The organism is Superficieibacter sp. HKU1, assembly GCF_029319185.1.
Classification (GTDB): Bacteria; Pseudomonadota; Gammaproteobacteria; order Enterobacterales; family Enterobacteriaceae; genus Superficieibacter.
On the sequence record NZ_CP119754.1, the window covers coordinates 2,057,835 to 2,069,418 of the forward strand.

The following is an 11,584-nucleotide window of genomic DNA, read 5'->3' on the forward strand; positions in this document are numbered from 1 at the left end:
TCTTTGAATCAGGAACGCTCCCCTCCGCCAGGCGGAGGGGAGACAGGGGTTAACGAATATTCGCGCAGGTTAAACAAAACGCGTAGCGGTTTTGCGGATCGTTAAAGGCCGCGAGTTTATCGCTTTCTTCTTTCACTACGCTTGCCGCCCCCGCCAGCGGAGCCGGAAGATACGCCTGCATTGCCTGCGGCAGCATAGCGCGAACCGAACCGGTCAGGCTATCAACCATCATGTTGAAGACGCCTGGCTCTTCCACCAGATAATCCAGCTGCCACTGCTTGAGCTTCGCCAGCTCGGCCGCTTTGGCAACCGCATCGTCAAAGTCGCCGAGGCTGTCGACCAGACCGTTATTTTTTGCATCCTGACCGGTCCAGACGTGGCCCTGAGCAATCTTATCGATTTGCTCCGGCGTGCTCTTACGGGCCGCGGCAACCAGCGAAATAAAGCGCTGATAACCATTCTCGATGCTCATCTGCATGATCTGCTGAACTTCCGGCGGCAGATTTTTCGTAATAGAAACGTCTGCCAGCGGCGAGGTCGCCACGCCATCGGTGTGGACGCCAATCGAATCAAGGCTGTTTTCGACGGTGTTGATCACCCCGAAGATACCGATAGATCCTGTTAGCGTACTTGGGTTAGCCACGATATAGTCCGCCGGCGTTGAAATCCAGTAACCGCCGGACGCAGCCATACCGCCCATGGAGACAACCACCGGCTTGCCTGCCGCTTTGGCCGCCGCCAGTTCTGAGCGAATCACCTCTGAGGCGCTGACGCTGCCGCCAGGGCTGTTAACGCGCAGTACGATAGCTTTCACATCGGCATCGAGACGCGCTTCGCGGATCTGGGAAGCGGTGGTGTCACCGCCTACGTTACCCTGAGTTGCTTCACCATCCATGATCGCGCCGTTCGCGAAGATCACCGCAATTTTACCACCGTCCTGTGCCGGTTTTTTCAGCGCATAGTCATACATGCTGATGGCGCTGAAATCTTTCTCTTTATCGCTCCAGCCAAACTGTTTGGTCAGCGCTTTTTCCATATCGGCGCTGGAGCCCAGTTCATCAACCAGTTTGTTATCCAGCGCGTATTTCGCCGTATCGCCACCGGCCTTACGCAGTCCGTCAAGCACACCCTGCGCGCCGGGGAAGACCTGTTGCGCGGTGATGTTTCGATTGGAGGCGATGGTAGAAAGATAGTTCTGCCACAGCTCGCCGATCCAGCGGCTGTCCGCTTCACGCGCGGCAGGGGACATATCATCACGAATAAACGGCTCGACCGCGGATTTGTACGTGCCGACGCGGAACACGTGGGTCGACACTTTCAGCTTATCCAGCAGCGATTTGTAATACAGGCCGTTAGTGGCAAACCCGTGCAGATCGACCGTGCCCTGCGGCGAGAGCCAGATTTTATTCGCGAAGCTGGCGAGGTAATACTGACCCTGCGTGTAGCTGTCGCCAACGGCATACACCGGTTTGCCACTGTCGCGGAACTCGCGCAGGGCTTTACCGATGTACTGCATCGACGGCTGATCGGCCCCGGCGAAGTTTTTCAAATCCAGCACGATGCCCGTGATATTACGGTCTTCTTTTGCCTGACGAATCGAATGCACGATATCAAATAGCGAGTTTTCCTGCAGGCGATCGGAGTTGGCACCAAACAACTGGCGGGTCACCGCGCTCAGTTTACTGGTGGGAGACGGGTTATCGACAACGACACCGGTGATATCCAGCAGCAGCGCGCCGCGCTGGGTGTTCTCTTCCGGACCGCTGGTAAGCTGCATCCAGATCCCGACGCACACCAGCAGCAGGAAAATAAACACCACGTTGAGAACGAGCTGGCGTACAAAATTCAGTAAACGCCATGTCCACTTAAAAAATCCGGCAATATATCGCCAAAGGGTTCGCATGCAATCTCCCTGACCAAACAGAATGAAAAATTTGCCGTGTCGGCAAAATCGTGTGGCTATCCTAAATACACCGCCGCCACTTGTCAGCAGGAATCGCCGCCGGTGCTGTAACAAAACGCCCGTACATGTTAATTTTGTGAAGAATTAACATAACAGGAGTTAATTAATGGACGCACTTGAACTGCTCGTCAACCGCCGCAGTGCTTCACGGCTGATCGACCCGGCTCCGGCAGGCGATCAACTGGAGAATATCTTACGCGCCGGGATCCGCGCACCGGACCACGGTACGCTGCAACCGTGGCGATTTTTTATTGTAGAAGGTGAGGCGCGTCAGCGCTTCGGTGAGCTGCTGGAAAAAGGCGCAATCGAGGCCGGATCGGACGAAAAAGCCATCGACAAAGCGCGTAACGCGCCGCTTCGTGCCCCAATGATTATCGCGGTAGTGGCAAAATGCGAGGAGCACCATAAGGTGCCACGCTGGGAACAGGAAACGTCTGCCGGCTGCGCGGTAATGGCCATGCAAATGGCGGCGCTGGCGCAAGGGTTTAACGGTATCTGGCGCAGTGGTCCGTTAACCGACAACCCGGTGGTGCGCGAAGGGCTGGAATGCCGTGCGCAGGATAAAATCGTCGGTTTCCTCTATCTGGGTACGCCGCAATTAAAAGCCTCAACCACCATTGAAATGGCCGATACGGCGCCGTTTGTGCGCTATTTTTGATTGCAGGGTAAAAACTGTCTGGATTATGAGCGAAAGCAGCGTGATTCAGACAGTAGTACTTATCACTGGCCGCTTCTGGCGCTACCATAGCGGCAGTGCAATGACAGGAGAGGTCCATGAGCGCGCAAGCTATTCGTTTAACGCAATACAGCCACGGAGCGGGTTGCGGTTGTAAAATTTCCCCTAAAGTGCTGGAGACGATCCTGCACAGCGAACAGGCAAAGTTTATCGACCCCAACTTGCTTGTCGGCAATGAAACCCGCGACGATGCGGCGGTCTATGATTTGGGTAACGGCACGTCCGTTATCAGCACCACCGATTTCTTTATGCCAATCGTTGATAACCCCTTCGATTTTGGCCGCATTGCCGCAACGAACGCCATCAGCGATATTTTTGCCATGGGCGGAAAGCCGATTATGGCCATCGCTATTCTTGGCTGGCCGATTGAGAAACTGGCTCCGGAAATCGCCCGCGAGGTGATCGAAGGCGGGCGTCATGCGTGTAAACAGGCGGGTATTGCTCTTGCAGGCGGCCACTCTATTGATGCCCCGGAGCCTATTTTCGGGCTGGCGGTGACGGGCATCGTGCCGACCAAGCGCGTGAAGAAAAACAGTACTGCGCAGGCGGGATGCAAACTGTATCTGACCAAGCCGCTGGGGATTGGCGTGTTAACGACCGCCGAGAAAAAATCCCTGCTTAAGCCGGAACATCAGGGTCTGGCGACGGACGTCATGTGCCAGATGAACCTTGCCGGCGCGGCGTTTGCCAACCTTGACAGCGTAAAAGCCATGACCGACGTCACCGGTTTCGGTTTGCTGGGGCACCTGAGCGAAATGTGTCAGGGCGCAGGCGTACAGGCACAAATCCGCTTTGAAGCGGTGCCGAAATTACCGGGTGTGGAAGAGTATATCCTGCTGGGCGCTGTGCCGGGCGGAACCGGGCGCAACTATGCCAGCTATGGTCATCTGATGGGTGATATGCCGGAAGCATGGCGTAATTTGCTGTGCGATCCGCAAACCTCCGGCGGGCTGCTGCTGGCGGTGACCGAAGAAGGCGAAGCGGAAGTACAGGCCGCGGCTGCGGAATTTGGCATCCACCTGAGCGCCATTGGCGAACTGGTGTCGGCACGCGCGGGACGACCGATGATCGAGATCCGTTAAGTCGATGCGGCTGTTTATTGCGGAAAAACCAAGCCTTGGTCGGGCGATTGCCGATGTGTTGCCTAAACCACATCGCAAGGGCGATGGCTTTATTGAGTGCGGAAATGGCCAGGTAGTGACCTGGTGTATCGGCCATCTTCTCGAGCAGGCGCAGCCTGACGCCTACGATGGCCGCTACGCGCGATGGAATCTGAACGATCTGCCCATCGTGCCAGAAAAATGGCAGCTCCAGCCGCGACCGTCGGTGACCAAGCAGCTCAACGTGATTAAGCGTTTTTTGCACGAGGCCGAAGAGGTGATCCACGCGGGGGACCCGGATCGCGAAGGGCAACTGCTGGTGGATGAGGTGCTGGATTACCTGCAGCTCGCCCCGGCAAAGCGCCAGCAGGTGCAGCGCTGCCTGATTAACGACCTCAACCCGCAGGCCGTCGAGCGTGCCATTTCGCGCCTTCGTGCCAACAGCGAGTTTATTCCGCTGTGCGTCTCCGCGCTGGCGCGGGCTCGAGCCGACTGGCTGTACGGTATCAATATGACCCGCGCTTACACCATCCTCGGGCGCAACGCGGGCTATCAGGGCGTGCTGTCCGTGGGGCGAGTGCAGACGCCGGTGCTCGGGCTGGTGGTCAGACGCGATGAAGAAATCGAAAACTTTGTCGCCAAAGATTTTTTCGATGTCAAAGCGCATATCGTTACGCCAAAGGACGAGCGTTTTACCGCTCTGTGGCAGCCGAGCGAAGCCTGCGAACCGTATCAGGATGAAGAAGGGCGTCTGCTCCACCGTCCGCTGGCCGATCATGTGGTGAGCCGGATTGCCGGGCAGCCCGCCATCGTCACCTCGTATAACGATAAACGGGAATCAGAACCCGCGCCGCTGCCGTTTTCCCTCTCGTCACTGCAAATTGAGGCCGCCAGGCGTTTCAACCTCAGCGCGCAGAACGTGCTGGATATCTGTCAGAAGCTCTATGAAACCCACAAGCTGATCACCTACCCGCGTTCAGACTGTCGCTATCTGCCGGAAGAGCATTTCGCCGGGCGTCAGGCGGTCATGAACGCGATCGGCGTTCATGCGCCTGACCTGCTGCCACAGCCGGTGGTTGATCCGAACAAACGCAACCGCTGCTGGGATGATAAAAAGGTGGATGCCCACCATGCGATCATCCCGACAGCGCGCAGCGCCTCCGTCAATCTTAACGACAATGAAGCAAAGGTCTACGGTCTGATTTCCCGCCAGTATCTGATGCAATTTTGCCCGGATGCCGTGTTCCGCAAATGCGTCATTGAACTTGAGATCGCCAACGGTAAGTTTGTCGCCAAAGCGCGCTTTCTGGCCGACGCGGGCTGGCGCACGCTGCTGGGTTCGAAAGAGCGCGATGAAGAGAATGACGGCACGCCGCTGCCGGTGGTGGCCAAAGGCGATGAGCTGTTGTGCGAAAAAGGTGAGGTCGTTGAGCGGCAAACCCAGCCGCCGCGCCACTTTACCGACGCCACGCTGCTCTCTGCCATGACCGGCATCGCCCGTTTTGTGCAGGATAAAGATCTGAAGAAGATCCTGCGCGCCACCGATGGCCTTGGCACCGAAGCCACTCGCGCCGGGATCATCGAACTGCTGTTTAAACGCAGCTTTCTGCATAAGCAGGGGCGCTATATTCACTCATCGGAGGCGGGGCGCGCGCTGATCCACTCTCTGCCCGAAATGGCAGCACGGCCAGATATGACCGCGCACTGGGAGTCGGTGCTGACGCAAATCAGTGAGAAACAGTGCCGCTATCAGGATTTTATGCAGCCGCTGGTTTGCACGCTTCATGATCTGATTCACCAGGCCCGCAGCACGCCGGTACGTCAGTTCCGTGGCATTGTTGCGCCGGGTACGGATAAGAAAAAAGCCTTCCGTAAACGCAGTAGCAAAAAAGCGGCGTCGTCCGATAAAGGCGCGGATACCGCAACGTCTTAATATATTCTGAAAAATGCCGTTGACAGCATATGGCTTAACGGCATTTTTTTTAACCCTGATATTATTCCCGCCGACATTGGGGAAATATCCCAAAAAATAAGGGATAGATATATATCGGGTTAACAATATGGATAAAAAAACCGTTTTTGCGGCACTATTTTTCTTTTCTGCCTTATCAAATGCGACTACTGACGGCGGCGTAAATCAGCATCCGTTTCGTCGGGCGACGCTGGAGGAAACGACGTGGCTGAATCAACAGCCGAATTTGCATTCCGTTCACTGCGCAGATATATACGTTGCCAGCGAGATCCAGTCGGTAACGGAATATGCCCTTGCACCCGTGATTATGACCTTTTCATCCCGCCCGTTATTTCCGCAGGGAAGAATAACCTGCCAGATCACCGGCAGTCGTAATGTACCTGCCACCCTCGATCTCTTTGCTAAAGAGGAGGGCAGCCTCGGCAATACCCACTATACCCTGACGCATACCGGGGTGAATGCCGATGGCTTTATCGGTAACGATAATGATGGCTGGCATTTCGCCTGTGAAACCCGGGAAAGCATTGATGATAACGACGCCGATTTTCACGGCTGTTTTATCAATGAAGAAAATTTTTATATTCAGAAAGTCCCGGAGTTAACCGCGCTGGAGGTGCCTGAAGGGTATTTAATTACCGTTGGAAAAATGCGCTTTAATCCTATTTCGCAGCTGCGCATTGGTAAATCTGAGTTTATTACCGCCGCTGACTTCCCTTTCATTTACGGTGACAACGCCGCGCAAGCGATCGCTAAACTGGACAGCAACGTGCGCGTAAGCTGGTCATGGGGCGAATTACGCTCCAGTCGGGTCAGGACCAGCACCCTGCCACCCCACAGCGTGGCGATTGCCCAACCGGCGGTTGAAGTGTTAGATCGCGCCTGGGCAGGTTATCAGTAATGAAACAGAGCGCCTCGCTTTACACGAGGCGCATAACGCTTAAATTACACCCTGCGCCAGCATGGCATCCGCAACTTTGACGAAGCCAGCGATATTTGCGCCACGTACGTAATGCGTCTGCTTGCCTTCCCCGCCGTATTCGACGCAGGCATGGTGGATATCAAGCATAATATGGTGCAGGCGGGCATCCACTTTCTCGGCTTTCCAGCCCATGCGCGCCGCGTTCTGCGCCATTTCCAGACCCGATGTCGCCACGCCACCTGCGTTGGCCGCTTTACCCGGCGCAAACAGGACGCCAGCGTCCAGGAACAGATCGGTCGCTTCGATGGTGGTCGGCATGTTGGCACCTTCCGCCACCGCTTTTACGCCGTTGGCGATAAGCTGGCGAGCCGCATCAACATCCAGTTCGTTCTGGGTGGCGCACGGCAGGGCGATGTCTACCGGTACGTTCCATGGCTGCTGGCCTTCAAGGTAGGTTAAGCCAAACTCTTTCGCGTAGGCGGCTACGCGGCCATCGCGGCTGGCTTTAATTTCCACCAGACGCGCCAGTTTTTCAGCGGTAAAGCCCGCTTCATCGACGACCGTGCCGCTGGAGTCGGAGGCGGTAATCACCCGGGCGCCCAGCGACATGGCTTTTTCAATAGCATACTGCGCAACGTTGCCGGAACCGGATACCGCGACGCGCATGCCTTCGAAACCAAGGCCATGACGCTTCAGCATCGCATCGGTGAAGTACACCAGCCCGTAGCCGGTCGCTTCCGGGCGGATCAGGCTGCCGCCAAACGAGAGACCCTTGCCGGTAAAGACGCAGGCGGTGTTGTTGGAGAGCTTCTTCATCATGCCCGCCATAAAGCCGACTTCGCGTCCTCCCACGCCGATATCACCTGCCGGAACGTCAGTATCCGGGCCAAGGTGGCGATACAATTCGGTCATCAACGCCTGGCAGAAGCGCATGACTTCCCCATCGCTTTTACCTTTCGGATCGAAATCGCTACCGCCTTTCCCCCCGCCCATCGGCAGAGTGGTTAGCGCATTTTTGAACGTCTGTTCAAAGCCGAGGAATTTCAGAATGGACAGGTTTACGGTCGGATGGAAACGCATACCGCCTTTGAAAGGGCCGATGGCAGAGCTGAACTGCACGCGCCAGGCGCGGTTGACCTGAACCTGATTGCGGTCATCAACCCACACGACACGAAACTGAATCACGCGTTCGGGTTCAACCAGTCTTTCCAGCAGCGACATGTCGCGATAGCGGGGATTCTGTTCCAGGAACGGCCATAACGTTGTCATAACTTCACGCACGGCCTGAGCGAATTCTTTTTGCTCTGGATCGCGCTGCTGTACGCGGGCAAGAAAAGTTTCCAGAGAGCGTGTCTGATCCATAGATATAAGATCCTCTTATGATGTGGTGGGTTGTATTTATTATGGTTGCGCTTAAAAAGTGACTGCTTTTCGACTATAACATTCGCGCCCGTGCGGGTTGCAAGAAAAAAATCTATCAGAGGGCAAATTTATAATGGCAAGGACATCATAATAAAAAGTGATGACAGCATATTTATCTGCCTTTGGTTATAGTAAGTAATAAATACATTTGGGAATTAAATAATATGAAGACTATTATCGCTGTCGCGCTTTTTGCCCTGAGCAGTACTATAACGCTGGCAGACCAGCGAATTCGCCCTGATGTCGAGGTGAATGTACCTCCTGAAGTCTTCAGCTCCAGCGGTCAACGTGCGCAGCCCTGCAACCAGTGCTGCATCTATCAGGATCAAAATTATTCTGAGGGCGCGGTGATTAAAACCGAAGGGGTATTGCTCCAGTGCCAGCGCGATGAAAAGACCCTCAGCACGCATCCGCTGGTCTGGCGGCGCGTAAAAGCATAAACGCCTCTAATAATGGAATGTCGGCAGGTGCCAGCGGGTAGTCCCGCGCCTGCTCAGGCGTGCACCAGATCAGCGTCTGGTGTTCGTAAGCGGTTAAGGTGCCGCTAAACTGCGGGACGTGCCAGCCATGAAGGTGGATCATCCGGCCTGCGACGTCGCGCTGATGACTGGCGACATACCTTCCCACCGTTGCATCAATCCCCAGTTCTTCCCGCAGTTCACGAATCAGGGCCTGCGGCTGCGTTTCGCCCGGCTCAACTTTTCCGCCTGCAAATTCCCACAACCCCGCTTGATCGGCGTTTTCAGCGCGCTGCGCGAGCAAAATTTTGCCATCACGTTCAATAATGGCAGCAACCACGTCGAGAATTTTCATCGTCTTCGTCAATGTTTAACAGCAGAAAAAAGCATAGTATCGTTATCTTTGCTTGACCTGAAGTCTCTGGAGTACGCGTTGAACGATCCACACCCGTGGGTAAGCCCACTGAACCACATTCCCGCCAGTCTTAAGCCTCTGACAATGACCCAGAAAAAGCATTACGGCGACGTGTTGCATCCGACACGCTGGTGGGGAAGAATGCCGTTCCTGTTCTGGCTGGTGGCGCTATTCGTTGGATTTCTGGAACGCAGGCGCGCCCGCCTGACGCCGGTCATGCGAGCGTTGCTGATGACGCGGGTATCTCAGGTATGCCGCTGCGCATTTTGCATTGATGCCAACAGTCTGCGACTGGCACAACGGTGCGGCGCGACCGAGAAAGTGTTCGACGTGGCGAGGTGGCAGGGATCTTCCCTGTTTAGTGACGATGAGCGCGTGGCGCTGGCCTACGCCGATGCCATGACCGCCACGCCACCCTGCGTGAATGAGACGTTAAAAGCGAGAATGAAACAGTACTTTTCAGATGATGCGATTGCGGAAATGACCGCGCTTATCGCTTTTCAGAATCTCTCCGCCCGCTTTAATGCCGCGCTGGATATTCCTTCGCAGGGGTTATGCGACAGCATAACAGGAGCGCCGGATGCTTGACCGTCATCTTCATCCGCGCGTCAAACCGTTTTTGCACCGTTGCGCGACGTTAATCGATAAACCCGGGATCACCCCGGATGGAATAACGCTGACCGGCTTTGCGATTAGCGTACTGACGCTGCCATTCCTGGCATTGGGCTGGTATCCGGCAGCGCTGGTCACCATTATCCTGAATCGTCTGCTGGATGGACTGGACGGTGCGCTGGCGCGGCGCAGAGGGTTAACCGACGCGGGCGGGTTTCTGGATATTACCCTCGATTTTCTCTTCTACGCGCTGGTGCCGTTTGGCTTTATTCTGGCGGATCCCCTGCACAATGCGCTGGCGGGAAGCTGGTTACTGTTTGCCTTTATCGGTACCGGCAGCAGTTTTCTGGCGTTTGCCGCGCTGGCGGCTAAGCATCAGATTGATAACCCCGGCTACGCGCACAAATCGTTTTACTACCTTGGTGGACTGACCGAAGGCACGGAGACCCTGTTGTTGTTTATCCTCAGCTGTCTCTTTCCTCACTATTTTGCGGTGCTGGCGTGGATTTTTGGCGCGCTGTGCTGGCTCACGACATGTAATCGGCTATGGGCAGGGTATGTAACGCTGAGAGCATATTAAGCCGCGCTCGCCGGGAGTTTGCCTCCCGGCTGACGCCGTTAACTAGTCCGGTTGACGTGCGCCGGTGACGACCGGATTTTTCGGATCGCTGCTCCATTCATACCAGCCGCCGTCATACACCGAAATGTGTTTCCAGCCCATTGCACGGGCATACATAAAGGTTTCAGAGGCGCGCCAGCCGGTGCCACAGTAAAAGGCCACCTGTTGATCCGGCGTAATATTCCATTGTTTCCACATCGCTGCAACATCCTCCGCGCTGCGCATGGTGCCGTCAGGATTATGGAAATCTTCCATATGGGTGGAGTCGCTTCCCGCATGGCCCCAGCGCGCCCCGGCAATCTCACCTTTGGGCTTGATGTAGCTGTAGCCGCTGGTGGTGCCGATAAATTCAGGCCACGAGCGAATACTGACCAGCGAGGCATCCTGGCGATGGAGCAGGCCGCGCGCCTGTTCCATGTTCAGCATCAGCTGCGGCGCGCCCGGAATGGTGATGCCAAAATCAGGCTCGGGTTTGACCCGGGCCGGGGTACCGCGTTTTACCGGCAGCCCGGCATCGGACCAGGCTTGCCAGCCGCCGTCGAGCAGACGGACATCTTTTACGCCGGCATAAAGCATAATTTGCGCTACGCGCGCGGCGGCATAGACATCGCGACCATAGAGGATCACCGTCGTGTCATGCCGAATACCGTGTTTAGCCAGCACCGTCTTCAACTGGTCATCGGAGACTTTATTCCACAGTGGTTCGCTTTCGACTTCGTTAGTATCGATATATCCGGCACCCGGGATGTGGCTCAACAGATAATATTTCGGCGCTCCCCAACCCGCTTCGATGACTTTCCAGTCTCCGGCAGGTTTGGCTACCACGCTCTTGCCCTGCTCCAGGTCGTATAGCCACTGCGGATAGACCAGCTGTTCAAAGTGCGGCAGTTTTTGCAGCCGGGCGGGGTTCTGTAAGGCGTCGCTTAACGTCACGATGTGGTTCAGACCGGCTTTTTGCAGCCGCGCCTTCACCGCCTGAATATCATTATCACTGCCATACAGCGCGACAGGGGCGGTGGCTGTTAATTGATGCTGCTGCACCCAGGCGCTGAGCTGCTGGTCGCTCATATTATCGAGCCAACTGGCGGACAGATTAAGCGCTGTGGGTTCATGCCCGGAAGGGCCGTTCAGCGATTGTGGCCAGCCGTTATAAAAGGCGCTGGGGCGAGTATCGATAACCGTCCCGTGCTGTTGCCCGAGTTGGTTAACATTGAGCGTCTGCGTCATTTCAGTAGCCCAGGAAGACGCGCAGGCAAGACCTGAAGCGAAGGTCAGCGCGGTCAGTTGAGAAACACGTTTCATCGAAAAGCCTGACAGTAAAAAACCAGGGCGTTATTCTGTGCCTGCTTTCCACCCAAAACATTGCGT

General features: G+C 55.8%; 11 protein-coding genes. 7 read left to right on the forward strand and 4 right to left on the reverse strand.

Annotation, left to right across the window (positions count from 1 at the left end; all coding sequences use genetic code 11):
- Positions 1–49: 49 nt before the first annotated feature.
- A complete protein-coding gene (gene sppA / locus P0H77_RS09795) occupies positions 50–1,903 on the reverse strand; it encodes a signal peptide peptidase SppA (protein ID WP_276164712.1) in 1,854 nt (617 codons plus the stop codon).
- 166 nt (positions 1,904–2,069) lie between these two features.
- Here sppA and P0H77_RS09800 point away from each other — a divergent pair, with 166 nt between their 5' ends.
- The 4 genes from P0H77_RS09800 to P0H77_RS09815 all read left to right on the forward strand — a co-directional run bounded on the left by P0H77_RS09800 (position 2,070) and on the right by P0H77_RS09815 (position 6,669).
- Positions 2,070–2,621, forward strand: coding sequence for an NAD(P)H nitroreductase (locus P0H77_RS09800; RefSeq protein WP_276164713.1), 552 nt, complete (start codon positions 2,070–2,072; stop codon positions 2,619–2,621).
- Positions 2,622–2,737: 116 nt separating this feature from the next.
- Positions 2,738–3,781: a selenide, water dikinase SelD gene (gene selD, locus P0H77_RS09805; protein ID WP_276164714.1), complete on the forward strand. Its 1,044-nt coding sequence runs from the start codon at positions 2,738–2,740 to the stop codon at positions 3,779–3,781.
- Positions 3,782–3,785: 4 nt separating this feature from the next.
- Positions 3,786–5,732 (forward strand): DNA topoisomerase III, encoded by a 1,947-nt coding sequence (locus P0H77_RS09810; protein WP_276164715.1) that lies wholly within the window; start codon positions 3,786–3,788, stop codon positions 5,730–5,732.
- Between the two features lie 127 nt (positions 5,733–5,859).
- The gene (locus P0H77_RS09815; protein ID WP_276164716.1) at positions 5,860–6,669 is read left to right on the forward strand and encodes a hypothetical protein; all 810 of its coding nucleotides are present in this window, start codon (positions 5,860–5,862) and stop codon (positions 6,667–6,669) included.
- A gap of 39 nt (positions 6,670–6,708) precedes the next feature.
- On the opposite strand, the gene gdhA is transcribed toward P0H77_RS09815, so the two are convergent.
- On the reverse strand, positions 6,709–8,052 hold the full coding sequence (gene gdhA / locus P0H77_RS09820) for an NADP-specific glutamate dehydrogenase (RefSeq protein WP_194208477.1): 1,344 nt from the start codon (positions 8,050–8,052) through the stop codon (positions 6,709–6,711).
- 224 nt (positions 8,053–8,276) lie between these two features.
- Between gdhA and P0H77_RS09825 the strand changes: the two genes are divergently transcribed.
- The gene (locus tag P0H77_RS09825; RefSeq protein ID WP_276164717.1) at positions 8,277–8,552 is read left to right on the forward strand and encodes a YnjH family protein; all 276 of its coding nucleotides are present in this window, start codon (positions 8,277–8,279) and stop codon (positions 8,550–8,552) included.
- Here P0H77_RS09825 and P0H77_RS09830 read toward each other — a convergent pair.
- Positions 8,512–8,925, reverse strand: a complete 414-nt coding sequence (locus tag P0H77_RS09830) for a pyrimidine (deoxy)nucleoside triphosphate diphosphatase (RefSeq protein ID WP_276164718.1) — start codon at positions 8,923–8,925, stop codon at positions 8,512–8,514. The genes P0H77_RS09825 and P0H77_RS09830 overlap by 41 nt on opposite strands.
- Before the next feature lie 78 nt (positions 8,926–9,003).
- Between P0H77_RS09830 and P0H77_RS09835 the strand changes: the two genes are divergently transcribed.
- Positions 9,004–9,573 (forward strand): carboxymuconolactone decarboxylase family protein, encoded by a 570-nt coding sequence (locus P0H77_RS09835; protein ID WP_276164719.1) that lies wholly within the window; start codon positions 9,004–9,006, stop codon positions 9,571–9,573.
- Positions 9,566–10,177, forward strand: coding sequence for a CDP-alcohol phosphatidyltransferase family protein (locus tag P0H77_RS09840; RefSeq protein ID WP_276164720.1), 612 nt, complete (start codon positions 9,566–9,568; stop codon positions 10,175–10,177). The genes P0H77_RS09835 and P0H77_RS09840 overlap by 8 nt, the downstream gene beginning before the upstream one ends.
- A 42-nt stretch (positions 10,178–10,219) precedes the next feature.
- Here P0H77_RS09840 and P0H77_RS09845 read toward each other — a convergent pair whose 3' ends face one another.
- Positions 10,220–11,518 carry a rhodanese-like domain-containing protein gene (locus P0H77_RS09845; protein ID WP_276164721.1) on the reverse strand — a complete coding sequence of 433 codons (1,299 nt, stop codon included), beginning with the start codon at positions 11,516–11,518 and terminating at the stop codon, positions 10,220–10,222.
- Positions 11,519–11,584 lie beyond the last annotated feature (66 nt).